The organism is Streptomyces sp. NPDC059696, from assembly GCF_042733745.1.
Classification (GTDB): Bacteria; Actinomycetota; Actinomycetes; order Streptomycetales; family Streptomycetaceae; genus Streptomyces.
On the sequence record NZ_JBHWFG010000037.1, the window covers coordinates 1 to 17,898 of the forward strand.

Annotated in this window: 17 protein-coding genes and 2 tRNA genes; 2 read left to right on the forward strand and 17 right to left on the reverse strand. The window is 71.7% G+C overall.

Annotation, left to right across the window (positions count from 1 at the left end):
- Positions 1-33 precede the first annotated feature (33 nt).
- The 10 genes from ACFV20_RS30680 to ACFV20_RS30725 form a co-directional block, all read right to left on the reverse strand.
- Positions 34-106, reverse strand: a tRNA-Ala gene (locus ACFV20_RS30680).
- Between the two features lie 121 nt (positions 107-227).
- Positions 228-461 carry a hypothetical protein gene (locus ACFV20_RS30685; protein ID WP_006136074.1) on the reverse strand — a complete coding sequence of 78 codons (234 nt, stop codon included), beginning with the start codon at positions 459-461 and terminating at the stop codon, positions 228-230.
- Positions 462-464: 3 nt separating this feature from the next.
- A complete protein-coding gene (locus ACFV20_RS30690) occupies positions 465-638 on the reverse strand; it encodes a hypothetical protein (RefSeq protein WP_248500531.1) in 174 nt (57 codons plus the stop codon).
- Between the two features lie 200 nt (positions 639-838).
- A tRNA-Ala gene (locus ACFV20_RS30695) sits at positions 839-911 on the reverse strand.
- 73 nt (positions 912-984) lie between these two features.
- Positions 985-1,653 carry a histidine phosphatase family protein gene (locus ACFV20_RS30700; protein ID WP_385662506.1) on the reverse strand — a complete coding sequence of 223 codons (669 nt, stop codon included), beginning with the start codon at positions 1,651-1,653 and terminating at the stop codon, positions 985-987.
- Positions 1,650-2,096, reverse strand: coding sequence for a ribosome silencing factor (gene rsfS / locus ACFV20_RS30705; protein WP_385662508.1), 447 nt, complete (start codon positions 2,094-2,096; stop codon positions 1,650-1,652). Before rsfS ends, ACFV20_RS30700 begins: the two co-directional genes overlap by 4 nt.
- A 104-nt stretch (positions 2,097-2,200) precedes the next feature.
- A complete protein-coding gene (locus tag ACFV20_RS30710) occupies positions 2,201-3,973 on the reverse strand; it encodes an LCP family protein (protein ID WP_385662511.1) in 1,773 nt (590 codons plus the stop codon).
- A 16-nt stretch (positions 3,974-3,989) separates the two neighbouring features.
- A complete protein-coding gene (gene nadD, locus ACFV20_RS30715) occupies positions 3,990-4,733 on the reverse strand; it encodes a nicotinate-nucleotide adenylyltransferase (protein ID WP_385662515.1) in 744 nt (247 codons plus the stop codon).
- Between the two features lie 82 nt (positions 4,734-4,815).
- Positions 4,816-4,980 (reverse strand): hypothetical protein, encoded by a 165-nt coding sequence (locus ACFV20_RS30720; protein ID WP_003990192.1) that lies wholly within the window; start codon positions 4,978-4,980, stop codon positions 4,816-4,818.
- A gap of 163 nt (positions 4,981-5,143) precedes the next feature.
- Positions 5,144-5,302 carry a hypothetical protein gene (locus tag ACFV20_RS30725; RefSeq protein ID WP_385662517.1) on the reverse strand — a complete coding sequence of 53 codons (159 nt, stop codon included), beginning with the start codon at positions 5,300-5,302 and terminating at the stop codon, positions 5,144-5,146.
- Positions 5,303-5,426: 124 nt separating this feature from the next.
- Here ACFV20_RS30725 and ACFV20_RS30730 point away from each other — a divergent pair, with 124 nt between their 5' ends.
- A complete protein-coding gene (locus ACFV20_RS30730) occupies positions 5,427-6,557 on the forward strand; it encodes a M48 family metallopeptidase (protein ID WP_385662623.1) in 1,131 nt (376 codons plus the stop codon).
- 139 nt (positions 6,558-6,696) lie between these two features.
- On the opposite strand, the gene ACFV20_RS30735 is transcribed toward ACFV20_RS30730, so the two are convergent.
- The 5 genes from ACFV20_RS30735 to proB form a co-directional block, all read right to left on the reverse strand.
- The gene (locus ACFV20_RS30735; protein ID WP_385662520.1) at positions 6,697-7,767 is read right to left on the reverse strand and encodes a hypothetical protein; all 1,071 of its coding nucleotides are present in this window, start codon (positions 7,765-7,767) and stop codon (positions 6,697-6,699) included.
- A gap of 89 nt (positions 7,768-7,856) precedes the next feature.
- Positions 7,857-8,459, reverse strand: coding sequence for a hypothetical protein (locus ACFV20_RS30740; RefSeq protein ID WP_385662522.1), 603 nt, complete (start codon positions 8,457-8,459; stop codon positions 7,857-7,859).
- 166 nt (positions 8,460-8,625) lie between these two features.
- Complete coding sequence (locus tag ACFV20_RS30745) at positions 8,626-9,912, reverse strand: glutamate-5-semialdehyde dehydrogenase (RefSeq protein WP_385662525.1); 1,287 nt, start codon at positions 9,910-9,912, stop codon at positions 8,626-8,628.
- A gap of 72 nt (positions 9,913-9,984) precedes the next feature.
- On the reverse strand, positions 9,985-10,443 hold the full coding sequence (locus tag ACFV20_RS30750; protein ID WP_234845875.1) for a hypothetical protein: 459 nt from the start codon (positions 10,441-10,443) through the stop codon (positions 9,985-9,987).
- Between the two features lie 131 nt (positions 10,444-10,574).
- The gene (proB, locus tag ACFV20_RS30755; protein ID WP_385662626.1) at positions 10,575-11,681 is read right to left on the reverse strand and encodes a glutamate 5-kinase; all 1,107 of its coding nucleotides are present in this window, start codon (positions 11,679-11,681) and stop codon (positions 10,575-10,577) included.
- A gap of 591 nt (positions 11,682-12,272) precedes the next feature.
- Here proB and ACFV20_RS30760 point away from each other — a divergent pair.
- On the forward strand, positions 12,273-14,306 hold the full coding sequence (locus tag ACFV20_RS30760) for a hypothetical protein (protein ID WP_385662528.1): 2,034 nt from the start codon (positions 12,273-12,275) through the stop codon (positions 14,304-14,306).
- A gap of 25 nt (positions 14,307-14,331) precedes the next feature.
- On the opposite strand, the gene ACFV20_RS30765 is transcribed toward ACFV20_RS30760, so the two are convergent.
- The gene (locus ACFV20_RS30765) at positions 14,332-15,489 is read right to left on the reverse strand and encodes a glycosyltransferase family 2 protein (RefSeq protein WP_385662629.1); all 1,158 of its coding nucleotides are present in this window, start codon (positions 15,487-15,489) and stop codon (positions 14,332-14,334) included.
- 252 nt (positions 15,490-15,741) lie between these two features.
- The gene (locus tag ACFV20_RS30770) at positions 15,742-17,856 is read right to left on the reverse strand and encodes a hypothetical protein (RefSeq protein WP_385662532.1); all 2,115 of its coding nucleotides are present in this window, start codon (positions 17,854-17,856) and stop codon (positions 15,742-15,744) included.
- Positions 17,857-17,898 lie beyond the last annotated feature (42 nt).

Genomic DNA, 17,898 nt, shown 5'->3' on the forward strand with positions numbered 1-17,898 from the left:
ATCCGATCGGATGGCCCGCCTTCTCATCTGCTGTGGAGCTAAGGAGAATTGAACTCCTGACCTCCTGCATGCCATGCAGGCGCTCTACCAACTGAGCTATAGCCCCTTGCGGTGTTCCGCCCGGTTTCCCCGGCGGCGACGCCAACATTACTGGTCCTGGGGGCCCAACACCAAATCGGTTTCCCCTTGCCCGATATGACCGTTTTGCCGCCTCGGGGCTTCGAGCGTCAGGCCGTCACGAACGAATAGAACCGCTTGAGCGTGCAGTGCTCCTCCAGAAGCCGACCGTAGATCGGCTCGCCCTCCAACTCGCGGTACGTCTCGATCGGGTCCCCTTTTATGATCAGCGCCCGCGCGCATTCCTCGCACCAGTACTGGTAGTCGGGATTGATCGGTTCCATGTCGCGGACGATCGGAGTCCCGCTGCCGCACCAGTCGCACTTCCGCCTGTGTGCACCCATCGATCAGCTCCAGCTGTGGCCGCAGGCCGTGCACACGTAGGAGATCCCGCCGTTGTCGCCGAGCATCTGGGCCACGTGCGCGGAACCGCAGGAAGGGCAGCTGAGTCGGGTGGACATGTCCCGTGTGAACGCTGCTTCGAGGAGGTGGTCGACCTCCTCGATGATGCTCGCAGGCATCACTACTCCTCCCGTCGGGCCGCGCCCCCTTCCGGCCGTTTGATTCTGCCACGGCCGGACCAATACGGTCAGCGACGCCTCAGTACCAGTCCGGACACACCACCCGGCGGGGCCGTAGAGGTATACGCCTCAGCGTGCCCGAGTGACTCAAGCCGGAGCACGAAAAATCCCGCCCCCACACCGGGAACGGGATCTTGACGTGGAGCTAAGGAGAATTGAACTCCTGACCTCCTGCATGCCATGCAGGCGCTCTACCAACTGAGCTATAGCCCCTCTGTCCTGCCCCGCTGCCGGGGCGAACAAGAAGAACTTTAGCCTGCGACCTGCCGGAAAGTGAAATCCGGGGTCAGTCGTCGTCGCCGAGCACCGGTTCGGGCAGGGTGCCGGCGTTGTGCTCCAGCAGGCGCCAGCCCCGGGCGCCCTCGCCCAGCACGGACCAGCAGCAGTTGGAGAGTCCGCCGAGGCTCTCCCAGTGGTGGGGGTCGAGCCCCAGCAGGCGTCCGATCGTGGTGCGGATCGTGCCGCCGTGGCTGACCACCACGAGCGTGCCGTCCTCGGGGAGCTTCTCGGCGTGCCGGAGGACCACGGGGGCCGCGCGGTCGGCGACCTCGGTCTCCAGCTCGCCGCCACCGCGGCGCACCGGCTCGCCGCGCTTCCACGCGGCGTACTCCTCGCCGTACCGGGCGATGATCTCCTCGTGTGTCAGGCCCTGCCAGACGCCCGCGTAGGTCTCCCGCAGCCCCTCGTCGTGGCAGACGTCGAGGCCGGTGAGCGTGGCGAGCTCGGCGGCCGTGGCCGCGGCGCGCCGCAGGTCGGAGGCGACGATGGCGTCCGGCTTCAGGGAAGCGAGCAGCCGGGCGGCGCGGCGGGCCTGGGCGACGCCGGTCTCGGTCAGCTCGACGTCCGTACTGCCCTGGAAGCGGCGCTCCACGTTCCACGAGGTCTGGCCGTGCCGCCAGAGGATGATCCGGCGGCCCCGGCCCTTCCCGGTGGACGCCTCACGCGAGGAGGTCACCGCCAGTCACCGTCCAGTTCCGCCTCCTCCTCGGCGGCGCGCAGCTTGGCGTGCTCCTCGGCCTTGCCGCGGGTGGCCTTGGCCTCCTCGGGCAGGTCGAGCTCGGGGCAGTCCTTCCACAGCCGCTCCAGGGCGTAGAAGACGCGCTCCTCGCTGTGCTGGACGTGGACGACGATGTCGACGTAGTCGAGCAGCACCCAGCGGGCCTCGCGGTCGCCCTCGCGGCGCACCGGCTTCGCGCCGAGTTCCTTCGCGAGGCTCTCCTCGATCGCGTCGACGATCGCCTTGACCTGGCGGTCGTTGGGTGCGGAGGCCAGCAGGAAGGCGTCCGTGATGGACAGCACGTCACTGACGTCGTAGGCGACGATGTCGTGGGCCAGCTTGTCTGCGGCCGCCTGGGCGGCGGTGTTGATCAGCTCGTGAGAGCGGTCGGTCACGGTCACTGCACGGCTTTCGGTCGGCGGTCACTTGACACCAAGGGTCTCACGGACCGCCCCGGGCCCCCCACGCGATGGCGCGGATCACGTGGGGAGCACGCTCGTGCCGTCTATCCGGCGGACGGCTTGTAGTCCTGGCCGAGGACCACGGAGACGTCGGCGCCGCCGGAGGTCCGGCCCTTGGTGACGGAGCCGGCCGGCAGGCCCAGGGTCTTGGCGACCTCGGCGGCGTTCGCCTTGTCGGCGGCGTCGGCGTACACGACCCGGGAGGTGGCCCGGGCGGTGCCGGCGCCGCTCTCCAGGAAGGTGAAGCCGCCGTTGAGGAGCACGACGCGGGCCTTCTCGGTGTTGTCCTCGACGCCGGTCGCGTTCTGGACGGAGACGCTGACGGCGGCGTCCTTGTCGGGGCTCTTGGCCGTGCCGCCGAGGACGTCCTTGACGATGGCCGCGCTCGCCTGGGTGCTGAGCGTGCCGTCGTTGCGGACGGGCAGCAGGTCGGTCTTGACGTCGCCGCCCTTGGCGAGGTCGGAGAGCCCGGCGAGGAAGGTGCCGAGGTCCTTGTCGGTGAGGGACGGGTCGAGGATCTGGGCGAGGGTCTGGATGGTGGTGGTCGCGGCCTGCGGGTCGGAGGACATCTTGCGCAGGACGCCCTGCATGACCTGCCCGAAGCGCTCCAGCTGGGCGTTCTGTGCCTCGCCGGGGGCGCGGTGGGTGGCGTAGGCGACGGCCATCTTGCCGCTGAGGGTCTGGTCCTCGCCCTTGTGGACCAGGGGGGCCTCGCCCTTCTTCTTGGCGGCCGGGTCGGGGACGTCGGCGTCGGTGTCGACGTCGATGTTGCCGACGAGGTCGACGAGGTTCTGCAGGTAGGGCGTGTCCAGGCGCCACGTGCCCTCGATGTCGGTGCCGAGGACCGTGTCGAGCGCGTCGCGGGTGCCGTCGGAGCCGTCGTCCTCGACCGACTTGGCGAGCGTCGTGGTGGTGCCGTCCTCGCTGGTCAGGGCGAGGGAGTTGGGCAGCAGGACGGTGCTGCCGCGCTGGGTGGTGGTGTTGTCGACGAGCAGGGCCGTGGAGGTGCCGCCGCCCTTGGTGTCGTGCAGGTGGACGACGATCACGTCGCGCTTCTGGGCGCCCGCGGCCGTCGCCGAGCCCGTCTTGGAGTCCTCGGACGACAGGCCGGGCAGCTTGCCCGCGTACCAGAGCCAGCCGACGCCGCCGGCCGCGACGAGCGCGAGGACGACCGTCAGGGCGACGATCCGGCCGCGGGCGCGGCGCCGGGCCTCCTCGCGGCGTTCGGTGCGGTTCTCGGTGAACTTGAGCCAGTCGATGACGTCCTCGGAGTGGGCGTCCGGTTCCTCGACGAAGGCGAACTGCTCGGTGTGGTAATCCCGTTGCGACCCGTCCGGTGTCTCCTGGTCGTGGTCAGGGCCGGCCTGCTGCGGGATGTGGGCGGTGTGCTGGGCAGGGTGCTGGGCGGTCTGCTGAGCGGTCTGCTCGGCGCCCCGGTGGCCGCCACCGGCGGCGGTGGCCTGGCCGTAGGGGTCGTGCGGGGCGCCCTGTGCGGGGCCGCCCTGCTGGGGGACGGTGCCGTACGGGTCGTAGGAGCCGTAGTCGAAGGCGGGTTGCCGGCCGTCCGCGCCGTAGGCGTACCCGGGCGCCGGCTGCCGGCCCTGCTGCCCCTGCTGCCCCTGCTGCCCCTGCTGCTGGGCGTACGGGTCGTAGCCGTAGCCCTGCTGGTGCTGCTGGGCGTACGGGTCGTAGCCCTGCTGCTGGGTCTGCTGCGCCTGGACCTGCCGGTAGACGGGCTGGCCGTACTCGTCGTAGCCGACGAGCTCGTACTGGTCGGCGCCGTATCCCGCGGATCCCGCGTCGTATCGGTCGTTCACCGGTGCCCCTCTCGGCTCACTCGCCGCGGTACAGCTCGCGCTTGTCGATATAGCGCACGACGCCGTCCGGCACCAGGTACCAGATGGGGTCGCCCTTGGCGACTCTCGCGCGGCAGTCGGTGGAGGAGATGGCCAGCGCGGGGACCTCCACCAGGGAGACACCGCCCTCCGGGAGACCGGCGTCGTCCAGGTGGTGGCCCGGCCGGGTGGCTCCGATGAAGTGCGCCAGGGAGAACAGTTCCTCGCTGTCCCGCCAGGTGAGGATCTGGGCGAGCGCGTCGGCGCCGGTGATGAAGAACAGGTCCGTGTCGGGGTTCAGCGCGCGCAGGTCGCGCAGCGTGTCCACGGTGTAGGTGGGGCCGCCGCGGTCGATGTCGATGCGGCTCACGGAGAACTGCGGGTTCTCGGCGGTCGCGATGACCGTCATCAGATAACGGTCCTCGGCCGGGGAGACGCTGCGGTGGGTCTTCTGCCAGGGCTGGCCGGTCGGCACGAAGACCACCTCGTCGAGGTGGAACGCCGCGGCGACCTCGCTGGCCGCCACCAGGTGACCGTGGTGGATCGGGTCGAAGGTGCCGCCCATGACGCCCAGCCGGCGCTTGCCCGGACGCGAAAGGGTCCTTCCGGGGCCGTCGGCCCGGGGCGCCACCGCGGAGGCACGGCGGGGCCCCGAGTGTCGCTCGGTGCCGCTCGCCGTCTCCTGTGCCGGGTCGTGCGGCGTCTCGTCCGCCGGACCGGTAGGCATGTCCTGCTCTCCCATGCGTGCAGACCCTACCGGCCCTGCCTGAGGGCTCCGGCCGCCCCCGTGGCCCCCGGGCGTCCTCGGCGGGACGCCCCGCGGGTCAGCGGTCGCGGTTGAAGCGGGTGGTGATCCACAGCAGGAGCAGCAGGATGAAGAGCGCGCCGCCGCCGGTGAGGTAGGGGCTGAGGCTCTCGTGGTTTCCGCCGTGCTCCTCGCCCTCGGCGGCGAGGGTGACCAACTGGGCAGCGGTGCTGTGGAAGCTCATCTTCGGCAGGACCTATCGCGTGTGGGCGGGTTAAAGACGTCGGCTCATCGTAAGCGGGCGCCCCTCGCGCGATCACCCCGACTCCGCCTGTTCGTGCCGCGGCGCTCCCACGTGCCGCGCCGGGCCCGGTCCGAGGCCCGGCGCGGGGAACCTTCGTGCGGGCTCAGTCGTCCTTCCGTCTGTAGCCACGCAGCAGGAACCACGCGGTCAGCGCACAGCCCAGAATCATCACGATCAGCACGATCCGCAGCATCCCCGGCCCCTGTCCTCCGGCGGCGTCCGCGGCCCCGGCGAGCCAGGCGGATACGGGATGGTGCTCCATGGCGGTGGTCTCCTTCGCTGTACTGCCCGACCACCGTAACTCCGCCTAGGCTGGGCTCCGCCTCGGGGAAGCAAAGGGCCGCACAAAGGGCCGCAAAGGTCATACCAGACGCATGGGGGAAGACATGTCCGACGGCCACGAGCAGCAGGGGCACGAGCGGGTGCCGAGCAGGCAGCGCAGGCGCTTCCCCGGGATCTCCTCGCGGACGTACGAGCACCCGGCCGACCGTTCCGCCCTGGTGGCGCTGCGCAAGCTGAGCGGGTTCGACACGGTGTTCAAGGCGCTCAGCGGTCTGCTGCCCGAGCGCAGTCTGCGGCTGCTGTTCCTGTCCGACTCGGTGCGCGTCTCGGACCAGCAGTTCGCCCACCTGAACGTGATGCTCCGGGACGCCTGCTACATCCTGGACCTGGAGAAGGTCCCGCCGATGTACGTGGCGCAGGACCCGCAGCCGAACGCGATGTGCATCGGCCTGGACGAGCCGATCATCGTCGTCACGACGGGACTCGTCGAGCTGCTCGACGAGGAGGAGATGCGCGCGGTCGTCGGGCACGAGGTGGGGCACGCGCTGTCCGGGCACTCCGTCTACCGGACGATCCTGCTGTTCCTGACGAGCCTCGCCGTCCGGGTGGCCTGGATCCCGCTGGGCAATCTCGCGATCATGGCGATCGTGACCGGGCTGCGGGAGTGGTTCCGCAAGTCGGAGCTGTCGGCGGACCGTGCGGGGCTGCTGGTCGGGCAGGACCTGCGGGCCTCGATGCGGGGTCTGATGAAGATCGCCGGCGGCAACCACCTGCACGAGATGAACGTGGACGCCTTCCTGGCCCAGGCCGAGGAGTACGAGGCCGGGGGCGACCTGCGCGACTCCGTGCTGAAGATCCTGAACGTGCTGCCCCGCACTCATCCCTTCACGACCGTGCGGGCGGCCGAGCTGAAGAAGTGGGCGGAGTCGCGGGACTACCAGCGGATCATGGACGGTCACTACGCGCGGCGCGACGAGGACAAGGACACCTCGGTCCGGGACTCCTGGCGGGATTCGGCGAGCCACTACTCGTCCCATGTGAAGAACTCCAAGGACCCGCTGATGAAGCTGGTCACGGATCTCGCGGGCGGCGCCGGCGACCTGGGCGAGCGGGTCCGCCGCGGCTTCGGCGGCTTCACGGCCACACCCCCGAAGCCGTCCCAGGGGCCCGGGACGGACGCGTCGGGCCCGTCGGACTCCTCGGGAGACGACCAGCCGCCCCGAGAGGGGCGCTAGACGCCACAGGACCCCGCCCCGGGCCTACGGCACCCTCCCGGCCCGGACGGAGCGCGTCCCCCCGCCCGGACGGAGCGTTCCCCGGCCGGTAGGGCCTCCGGCCCCGGGCAAGAGGCTTCTTCGGCGCGGTGCGGTTCCCTCACACCTTCGGCTGTGCGCTCGTCGCCAGAGTGCCGCACAGGGCCGTCGCGCCGCCCGTGGCGTAAGGGTCGGTGCCGGCGGGGCCGCCCTCCCTGGCCGTCTGGCCGGCCAGGAGGGGCCGGAGGTGGTTCGTGGAGTCCTCGGCGCAGGACAGCGGGCCGGCCTGCACGTAGGAGACCAGGAGCTGCGCCTGGTGCAGCCGCAGGTCGTCGCGGTCGAAGCGGAAGTGCAGCTCACGCCGGAGGGTGAACAGGGACACCTTGTCCTCGGCTCCCGCCCCGGCCGCCCGCAGCGCGTACACGAACGTGTGATCGGCGGTGACCTCCAGCGTGGAGGCGTCGGTCTCGGCGGCCTGCAGCGTGCCCTGGACCCGGACCTTCCGGTCGGCGAGCTGGGCGCGGGACGGGTCGAAGCGGACCAGCCAGCCGGTCGGCGCGTGGCGTCCGTCGGCGGTGGGGCGGGCGAAGCTCTGGTCGAACTGGTCCAGCTGGTCGGGGTCGAGCAGCACACGGACGGCGCGGACCTCACCGCCGGTGAGCACCTCGGGGTCCATGGCCGAACGGACGACGTAGTCCTTGGCGGTGGTCAGGGCGGTCACGACCTGGCTGTCCGAGAAGTGCGCGGTGCGCCGCGAGGCCGGCAACGGCACCCCTTCCGCGCCGGTGCGGAACTGCGCGGCGGAGCTGTGCGCGTACAGATACGCCGGGTCGGCCGTGCCGGGCACCTTGCCCTCGGGGGCGAGAGGGATGACGGTCATCCGCAGGGGCTCGACGGGTTCCTGGGCGGCGGGGGTCTGGTAGGGGTGCCGTACGCCCATGTAGATCGCGGTGCCGAAGGCGACGGCGATCAGCAGGACGAGGACCAGGGCCTGCCGGGACAGGCCCCGGCGCAGCGGGGGCCTGCGTCGCACCGCGGGAGCGTGGTCCGCGATGCGCTCCTGCGCGGAGAACTCCTGGAGGCGGGCAGCACGGACGAACGACTCGTCGAAGACGACGGATCGGTACTCGTCCTCTCCACCTCCGGGGGCGCCCTCTGGAGTCCCCTCAGGTGGGTTTCCAGGCCCGCCCATATCTTCAGGGTAGGTCGCCGGAAGCTCGGGTAAACGCCCGGCTGCTCCACAAGTTCTGACAGGTTCTCACCAAGATGGGCGGGTTCCGGTCAGGGGCCGTGGGGGATCACCGAGACGGCCGGCGGGGAGTACTCGGCGGACGTCGAGGGGGCGGCTCCACTGCCCTGTTCCAGTCCCGTCGAGGCGGGCGGCGGCGCGGGCTCCTCGCGGTTGTCGGAGGCACCCCGGTAGACCGCCGTGAAGGCCAGGGCGACCATGCCGACGCCCATCACGAGGGCGAGCAGCCAGGCGACGGGGCGGTGCCAGCGGACCTGTCTGGAGTAGGGCCCGGTGCCGTCGTAGTGGTCTTCGAGGACGTCGGGGTCGTCGAAGGCGTCGAGGCCGGGATCGGGACCGTGGACGCCGCGCCGGTCCGGGCCGTACCCGTCGTCGTAGCGCTCGCCCCTGGGGTGGGTGCGGCGTGCCTCGGCCTCGGAGGCCTCGGCTCTCGCCTGCGCCGCGGCCAGGAGGCGCTCCACGGCGGTCGGCTCGTGCACCACGGCCGCGCGTACGAAGGCCTCGTCGAAGACCACGGAGGCGAACTCTTCGTCCGACACCCCGCGGTCGTGGTCGTCGTCGGGCTCGCGGCCGTCCGGAAACGGCGTGCCCCCCACGTCCTCCGGCACGGATCCAGAGTAGACCTGGGGGGTCAATTTGGGCAGACGGTATGGAAATTCATCCACCGGTCGAGACGGCTTCCACGGGGCGCCGGACGGCGCACGCCCCGCCGGTCACTCCTCTCGTGCGCGTCTGCGCCATTCGGGTGACCGTGCACGGGGATGCGCCCCTGCGCATGCCCGTGCTCCGCGTGTACGCGCCTCAGCGCCGTACGTGCCCGTCGCCGGTGACGATGTACTTCGTGCTGGTCAGCTCCGGCAGGCCCATGGGGCCTCGGGAGTGCAGCTTCTGCGTGGAGATGCCGATCTCGGCGCCGAAGCCGAACTGGCCGCCGTCGGTGAAACGGGTGGAGGCGTTCACGGCGACGGTGGTGGAGTCGACCAACTGGGTGAAGCGGCGGGCGGCCTGCTGGGAGGTCGTCACGATGGCCTCGGTGTGGCCGGAGGTCCACAGCCGGATGTGCTCGACGGCCTTGTCCAGCGAGTCCACGACGGCGGCCGCGATGTCGTACGACAGGTACTCGGTCTCCCAGTCCTCGGCCGTCGCCTCGACGACGGTGGCCTTGGAATCCTTGGCGTAGGCCTGCACGCGCTCGTCGGCGTGCACGGTGACCCCGGCCTCCGCGAGGGCGTCCAGGGCGCGCGGCAGGAACTGCGCCGCGATGTCCTGGTGGACCAGGAGCGTCTCGGCGGCGTTGCAGACGCCGACCCGCTGGGCCTTGGAGTTGATCAGGATCTCGACGGCCATGTCGAGGTCGGCCTGGGCGTCGACGTAGACGTGGCAGTTGCCGGTGCCGGTCTCGATGACCGGGACGACGGACTCCTGGACGACCGCGTTGATCAGGGAGGCGCCGCCGCGCGGGATGAGCACGTCGACCAGGCCGCGGGCGCGCATCAGCTCGCGCACGCTGTCCCGGCTCTCCCCGGGGACGAGCTGGACGGCGTCGGCGGGCAGCCCCGCCCCGCCGACGGCGTCGCGCAGGACCCGCACGAGGGCGGTGTTCGACTGGTACGCCGAGGAGGAGCCGCGCAGCAGGACGGCGTTGCCGGACTTCAGGCAGAGGGCGGCGGCGTCCACGGTGACGTTCGGCCGGCCCTCGTAGATGATCCCGACGACGCCGAGCGGCACGCGGACCTGGCGCAGGTCGATGCCGTTGGGCAGCGTGGAGCCGCGCACGACCTCGCCGACCGGGTCGGGCAGCGCGGCCACGTCGCGCACGTCGGAGGCGATGGAGCGGATCCGCTCGGGGGTGAGGGTGAGCCGGTCGATCATGCCCTCGCTGGTGCCGGCCTCGCGGGCCTTGGCGACGTCCTTGGCGTTGGCCTCGACGATCTCGCTCGCACGGACCTCCAGGGCGTCCGCGATGGCGAGCAGCGCGTCGTCCTTCTCGGCCCGGGGCAGCGGCGCGAGGACCGCGGCGGCGGCCTTGGCACGGTAGGCGGCCTCGGTGACCGGGGACATGGAGTCGTACGGAGAGAGCGTGGTCATGAGGGAAGGGTAGTGCGCCGGGCGGCTCGGTTCATCGTTCGTTCCACAGCGCGAGACACTTCGCGGAACGGGTCAAAACGGATGAACGCCGACCGGCGACGCCGGGGGCGGACCGTACCCCTCGGCGATGCGCTGGTGATAGGTCGCGCGGTCGATGACCTCCAGGCCGACGATCTCCCAGGGCGGCAGTCCCGCGGTCTGCCGGTGCTCGCCCCACAGGCGCAGGGCGACGGCGGCCGCGTCGTGCAGGTCGCGGGCCTCCTCCCAGTAGCGGATCTCGGCGTGGTCGACGGCGTAGCGGCTGGTCAGGAAGAAGGGGTGGTCGTGGGCGAGCTGTTCCAGGGCGCGCCGGACCTCGGGGAGCGGGGCCTCCTTGCCGGAGACACTGAGGGTGACGTGCCACAGGCGCGGGGTGTCCACGGGTTCCTCGCCCTCGAACCGGTCCCCGGCCGCCACGCTGGTCAGGGCGCGCTCCTCACCGGCCGCGCGGGAGCCGGCACCACCGCGGGACGCCTGAGCCCCAGGGCGCACTCGTCTCACGACGGCCTCCTTTGCACAGTGGTGCTGCGGAACAGTTCCCCGAGACAAAGTTGAGCAGGCCGCAAGGGATCGCGTGGCGCTTTTGCGGAACGTCCACCACCGGGGGCGGACCTTTCGACACATTAAGGGTGCAGGAGCACCAGGTCGTCCCTGTGTACGACCTCGCGTTCGTACGCGGGTCCGAGGTCGCGGGCCAGTTCCCGGGTGGAGCGGCCGATCAGCCGGGGGATCTCCTTGGCGTCGAAGTTGACCAGTCCGCGCGCCACCGCGTGGCCCGCGCCGTCCCGCAGCTCGACGGGGTCGCCGGCGCTGAACTCGCCCTCGACCGCGGCGATGCCGGCCGGCAGCAGCGACTTGCGGCGGTCGACGACGGCCCGCACGGCGCCGTCGTCCAGGGTCAGCGCGCCCTGGGGGGTGGAGGCGTGCTGGAGCCACAGCAGCCGGTCGGCGGAGCGCTTGCCGGTGGGGTGGAAGAAGGTGCCGGTGTCCTGGCCGGTCAGGGCGTCGGCGGCGTGGACGGCGCTGGTGAGGACGACGGGGACGCCGGCGGCGGCCGCGATCCGGGCGGCCTCGACCTTGGTGACCATGCCGCCGGTGCCGACGCCGGCCTTGCCCGCGCTGCCGATCTCGACGTGGGCGAGGTCGGACGGCTCGCGCACCTCGCCGATGCGGGAGGTGCCGGGCCTGGCGGGGTCCCCGTCGTAGACGCCGTCCACGTCGGACAGCAGGACGAGCAGGTCGGCGTGGACGAGGTGGGCGACCAGGGCGGCGAGGCGGTCGTTGTCGCCGAAGCGGATCTCGTCCGTGGCGACGGTGTCGTTCTCGTTGACGATCGGGAAGGCGCCCATCGCGAGCAGCTTGTCGAGGGTGCGCGAGGCGTTGCGGTGGTGCGAGCGGCGGCTCATGTCGTCGGAGGTCAGCAGAACCTGCCCGACGCGGACGCCGTAGCGGGCGAAGGAGGCGGTGTAGCGGGCGACCAGCAGGCCCTGGCCGACGCTGGCGGCGGCCTGCTGCCGGGCGAGGTCCTTGGGGCGGCGGCGCAGGCCGAGCGGGGCGAGCCCGGCGGCGATGGCACCCGAGGAGACCAGGACGATCTCGCGTTCTCCGCCGCTGCGGACCTTGGCGAGGACGTCGACCAGCGCGTCCACCCGGTCCGCGTCCAGGCCGCCCGAGGCGGTGGTCAGCGAGGAGGACCCGACCTTGACGACGATCCTGCGGGCCTCGCCCACGGCCTGCCTTGCCCCTGCCACGTCGCCGTCCGTCCCCTCGCGTCGATTCGGTCGCTCACCAGGAAATCTACGGGACGCCCGGGCGGGGCGCGGCGCCGGTCCACGCTACGGACGGTGCCGTCCGCGTCACGGGAGCGCGAACCCTGCCCTCCTCCGCCGACCCGGCCCGCGTCACGGGAGCACAGCCGCCACCCCCTTCCGCCGGCCCGGCCCCGCCCGCGATACGCGAGCGCAGCCGCCACCCCCTCGGCCGGCACCACCCCACCCGCGTCACGGGAGCGCGAACCCGCCCCCCTCCACCCACCCCGCCCCGCCCCCGGCCGGAAGCCGCCCCCTCCATGCCCCGCGGGCCCCCGGCCGGAAAGGGATCATCCGTCCTCTCGGTTCGGCCAGAGCCACGGCTGGAAACCGACCTTCTGCCCCTTCCGGGCCCACCCCACGACAGGAACAGGATCATCCGCTACCGTCCGACGACACGCCTTACGGCCCCCGCCCCCACACCCCGGCGACACGCGCGTGTCGTCGGGAGGCCGCCACGCGTTAACCCGGACGGCCGACCTGCGCCGACCCGACGCTCCTGGAGTGACCGCAGTGCCCGTACCTCTCCCCCGCCCCCAGGCCCTCCTCAAGGGGCTGGTCACCGTCGTCCTGGCCGCCGCGTTCGCCGCGCAGGCGGTCGCGGCGCTGCTGCCCGACGTCCCGCTGCTGATCGCCGCGACGACCGTCTCGCTGGCCACCGAAGGCGTCCTGTACAAGTGGCAGCGCGGGGTGCTGTCGCTGTTCGCCAAGTCACACGCGGACATCACCGTGCGGCACGTCGTACGGGATCTGCTGCTGGTCGTGGCCCTGCTGCGGCTGGGCGAGCAGGACCGGGAGACGGTGTACGCGCCGTTGGTGGCCGGGCTGCTGCTGTGCTACGTGCTGCACAGCGCGATCCAGGCGGTCTCCGTGCTGGTGCGCCGCACCCGCACCCTGCCCGTGGTCACCCGCAACATCGACGCCTCCGCGCTGCGGCTGTCCCCGGCCCCGTGGGGTCTGCTGCGCCGCCCCGGCCACCGGCTGCTGGTGTTCGGCCTGCCGGCGACGGCCGGACTGCTCGCCAGCGCGACGGTCGACCGGCCGGTGTTCGCGGCGGCGGGCATCGCGCTCTCCCTCGCCCTCGGGCTGACCGGCCTCGGTGTCCTGCTGCTCCGGCTGCTGCCCGGCCGCCGCCCCGCGGACGAGCAGGAGGTCCTCGAGTGGCTCGACGCGTGGCTGGCCGAGTACCGGCCGACCGCGGGCCTGTACTTCTCGGGCGGCGCCTCCTCGGCCTACCAGGCGAACATGTGGCTGGCACCGCTGGCCGGTCTCGAGGGCAGGCCCGTCATCATCCTGCGCGAGCGGTTCATGGTGCAGAAGATCGCGGCGACGGACATCCCGATCCTGTGCCTGCCGAAGGTGTCGACGCTGATGCGCCTGGAGCACTCCACGCTCCAGGTCCTCATCCACCCGTCGAACTCCGGCAAGACCTCCCAGGTGCTGCGCATCCCCACGATCAAGCACACCTTCGTCAACCACGGCGAGAGCGACAAGCTGTCCTCGTGCAACCCGTACGCGAAGGCGTACGACGAGGTGTGGGTCGCCGGGCCCGCCGCGCGCGAGCGGTACGCGCTGGCCGAGGTCGGGGTCGACGACAAGGACGTGGTGGAGACGGGCCGCCCGCAGCTGGACGGTGTGCTGCCCTACGCGGGGCCGCCGGCCGGGCCCTGGACGACCGTGCTGTACGCGCCGACCTGGGAGGGCTGGGACGGCAACCCCGGCAACACGTCGGTGATCGAGGCCGGGGAGAACCTGGTGCGGGCGCTGCTCGCGGACCCGGGCGTGCGGCTGCTGTACAAGCCGCACCCGCTGACGGGGTCGGTGGATCCGCGCGCGGGAGCGGCCGACCTGCGGATCCGGGAGCTGATCAGGGCCGCCAACCGGGACCGGGCGGACGCGCGCCCCTCGGACGGCACGGAGCTCGCCCGCCGCACCGCCGAACTGGACCGGCTCACCACTTCGGTCTTCCGGTCCGGGGCCGACACCGTGGAGCGGATGCTGGTGCAGTCGGCGCCGGAGCCGGGCCGCGCGGCGGCGGTGGCGCGGGCGGCGGCCGCGTGGGACGAGGCGTACTGGGCCTCGCTGCCGGCGGGTGAACACCAGATCATCACGGACGCCCGGCCCACGCTGTACTCCTGCTTCAACGTGGCCGACCTGCTGATCAGCGACGTGTCGAGCGTCATCAGCGACTTCCTGGCGAGTGAGAAGCCGTACGCGGTGGCCAACACCAGCGGGCTGCCCGAGGAGGCCTTCCGTGCGGCGTTCCCGACGGTGGTGGCGGCGACCGTGCTGACGCCTGATGCCGCCGGGGTGCCGGAGCTGCTGGAGACCGTCCGGCACCCGGAGCGCGACGAGCTGGCCGAGGCGCGTGCCGAGTTGAAGCTGCGCCTGCTGGGCCCGGCCGAGCCGTCGTCGCAGGAGCGGTTCAACGCGGCCGTCCGGGCGCTGTGCGGGGAGGCCCGGGACCACCGGGCACGGGTGGCGGAGCGGCTGGCCGCGGTGCCCGGTCAGCGCACCGGGGCCGAGGTCCCGACCGCCCGGCGCTGAGCGGCGCCGGGCGCTCCCGCGCCGGTCACGCCGCGTGGCGTATCTCCCGGGACGTCAGCACGCGCCGGGCCTTGCGCACGGCGCGCCGCATGAACGTGTCGACACCGCCCTCGCGGTACCCCGGGAAGGCACGGGCCTCCCGGGGCTCGGCGAGGTAGACCGAGTCGGGGACACCGGCGGCGCGGTCCCGGAAGTGCGGGTAGGCCAGGTACACACGGCGGCCCTTCCTCTCCAGGAGGGCCGCCGCCTGCTTCTTGGCCTTCACGAACTGCACGACGTCCGGGAGCAGTTCGGGACGCTGCTCGGCGACCAGGTGCAGTCGCAGTCGCTCGTGGACCTTGAGCCGCTGGGCGACGCCCTGGGTCCAGTAGGCGTCCATGAGCGGCTTGGCGAGCGCGAACTTGTTCCGCCGGACCTCCTCGCTGTCCGTCAGGTACTTGGGCCCGAACTGCGGCAGCAGCGTGACGAGGAAGGGCCGGACCATCAGCTGGTCGCGCCGGCCGCCCGCGGGGACGAGTTCGGCGATGAGCTCCATCAGAGCCCGCGCGGAGTCGAAACGCAGCGTGTAACTGCCGCTCTTCGTCACGTGCTTGCCGTCGTCGCGGCCGACCAGGTAGTAGCAGGTGTGGTCGGCGACCACGGAGACGCCGTCCGCCCGCAGGTACGCCTCCATGGTGAACAGCGCGTCCTCGCCGGTGAACAGCGACTCGTCGAAGCGCATGCCGTGCCGGTCGAGCAGGGCGCGGCGGAACAGCTTCTGGGCGCTGAGGGTGAACTTGATGTTGGAGGAGAAGACGTCCGTCCGCTCCACCGTCCTGCCCCACATGGACTTCGGCGCGGAGCGGTTGACGCCCTCGACCTTGCCCAGCACCACGTCCGTGCCGGCGCGGTCGGCCATGGCGACCATGCGCTCCAGGGCCTCGGGGCCCAGCCGGTCGTCGGCGTCGAGGAAGAACACGTAGCGCCCGGTGGCCTTCCCCAGGCCCACGTTGCGCGGGCCGCTGGGGCCGCCGGAGTTCTCCTGACGGATCACCAGCACGTGCATGGGAGCCCGCTCGGCGAACTCCTCCAGGTACTCCCCCGTCCCGTCCGTCGAACCGTCGTCCACCGCGATGACCTCGACGCGTGTCGGATCGATGGTCTGCGCCTCGACGGACGCGAGGCACTCGATCAGATACGGCATCGCTTCGTACGCACCGATGATCACACTCACATCAGGCTGCGTCACGGTTACGTCTCCCCTGGTCAATGGGATATTCCCCCCGTATCGCCTCATTCGCTACTTGATAGACGGGTGATCGACGTAAGCGGTTGCCTCTCCCACGGGTCTTAGTGGGGGACGTCACAGGGTGATCGGAGGGACCGCGGGGAACGGAAAAGGGCCCGGCCCCGAGGAGCACCCTCGGGGCCGAACCCTTCGATCAGCGGCGGCGGTTCAGGCCGTGCCGACGCCGTCCGTGTCACCGGCGGCGGCCGCCCGCTGCCCGGGCACGGCGTTCGCCAGCTCGGCCTCGCTCTCCGCGAGGGCGGCCGCGTCCCGCGACTGCTGGCCGACGTTGCGCGTCTCGGCCTTGAGCGCGAGGTTCGCGACGGCGGTGTTGAACTGCTCCAGCGAGGTCGGCTCGTCCGGGCCCAGCAGGTACTGCTTGAGCTCCTTGCGGTCCTCGGCCAGCGGGTCGGCGTCCGGGGCGCGGACCGCGCCGAGCAGCTCGCCCAGCTCGCCGGCGCTGTTGGACAGGATCACCGCGGCCCGCACCGCCGTGTTGTTCCGCTTGAACTCCTCGACACCCACCCCGGCGGAGTCCGTGACCGCGTACGGCTTGCCGCTCGCGATGAAGTCGGAGACCACGCTGGAGATGTCGGAGACCATCGCGTCGGAGACGTTGAAGCAGTCGTACAGCCGCGGCTCGGCGCCGGTGATGACGCGGTGCTCGAAGGACGGGAAGGAACGCCAGTAGGCGTCGTTCCACTCGGCGCGCAGCCGGGCGACCTCCTCGTGCCGGGCGACGTCGATCAGCCCGTCACGGGTGGCCACGGCCTCGTCGCCGCGGTCGCCGCCGGAGCCGGACAGCTGCGCGAGCCGGGCCTCGATGCGGCTCAGCTCGGCCTTGGCCTGGGCCTGGGCGGCGGTGTCGGCGATGAACCGGGGGTCGAGGGCGCGCTCGGCGGCGGCCTTCTGCACCAGCGCGGTGATCCGCCGGTGCGCGGCGCCGGCCTCCTTGCTGACGTTGCCGGTGAAGGGGTGCGGCTTGTACAGGACGCGGACCGGCGGGTCGGCCTGCACGAGCTGCTGCACGATGTTCTCGCCGGCCAGCACCACCGAGGTGTTGCCCGGGTTGCCGTCCCAGCCCTCCCAGGTGGGGGCGTACAGCACGGTCGGGATACGGCCGTCGGGGACGCCCTGCCAGGTCTGGATCGGGGCGAGCTGCGGGCGGCCGACCTCGACGATGTCGTCGTCGCGGACACCGACGTCGGCGATGGCGTAGCGGTCGCGGCCCGCGCGGCCGGCGGTCCACACCTCGTCGTAGACCTTGCTGTACGGGTTGACGCTGGCGAGCTTGTCGCTGTCGCCGTGGCCGATGAAGACGTGCTTGATGGTGGGCACGCGCAGCATGTGGATGTTCTTGCCGACGTTGGCCGCGTAGAGCGCGACGCGCACCGTGGACAGGTCCATGTTCATCAGGTGCACCCCTCCGGGCACGCAGATGACGGGGACCGTGGTGGGCGCGAGGTTGTTCAGGATGGCCCGTTCACGCAGGATGATCAGCGGCTTGGAGTCCAGCTTCTCCATGGTGTCCAGCCACATGTTGACCTGGTACGCGGAGTCCTTGGAGCCGGAGAAGTACAGCACCGTCTCCGGCTTGTACTCGCCCAGCCAGTCGTCGACGGCGGCCAGGACCGTCTCCGCCTTCGGCGGGATCTTCCCGCCGCGCACGTACGGCACGAGCGCCAGCACGTACAGGGTGGCCACCGCCACGGTGATGCCGATGCCGATGAAGCCGACCAGGGACGACTTCACCTCGGCGGCGACCAGGATGCCGACGACCGCCGCGAGGTCGAGGTGCAGCATCTTCTCGGCGGAGCGGTGCAGCAGCCTGCGCGGCGGGGCGTCCGGGATGCGGATGCGCGAGGCCAGGTCGACGTTGCGGGTGGCGACCGGCATGCGGCGGCGGTTGCGGATCAGCTGGACCAGCGCGCCGTGCGGGGCCTGCAGACCGTAGAAGGCGATGAAGCAGGCGATCGCCCCGTAGTAGATCAGGTTGTCCGCGAGGGACAACCGGGCCAGCAGCAGGACGAGCAGCAGCTGCCGTATCAGGAAGCGGATCGAGAGGCCGGCCCGCACCTTGCCGAGGCGGTTGATCAGGTAGCTGCCCTTGCGGTGCAGATAGTGGTCCGCCAGGTACGTCACGGCGGCCGCTGCCGCGAAGGCGGGGACGCTCGGGACGAGCGCGGCCAGCATGAGGGCGGGGAAGCCCGCCACCATGAGGATCGCCGCGGCCAGCTCGGCCGCGCTGCCCACCCGGGCGACGCGAATAGCGGTGGATATCACGGAGAAACCTGCTCTTGGGAGGGGTGTGCCGGTCTTGGTTCG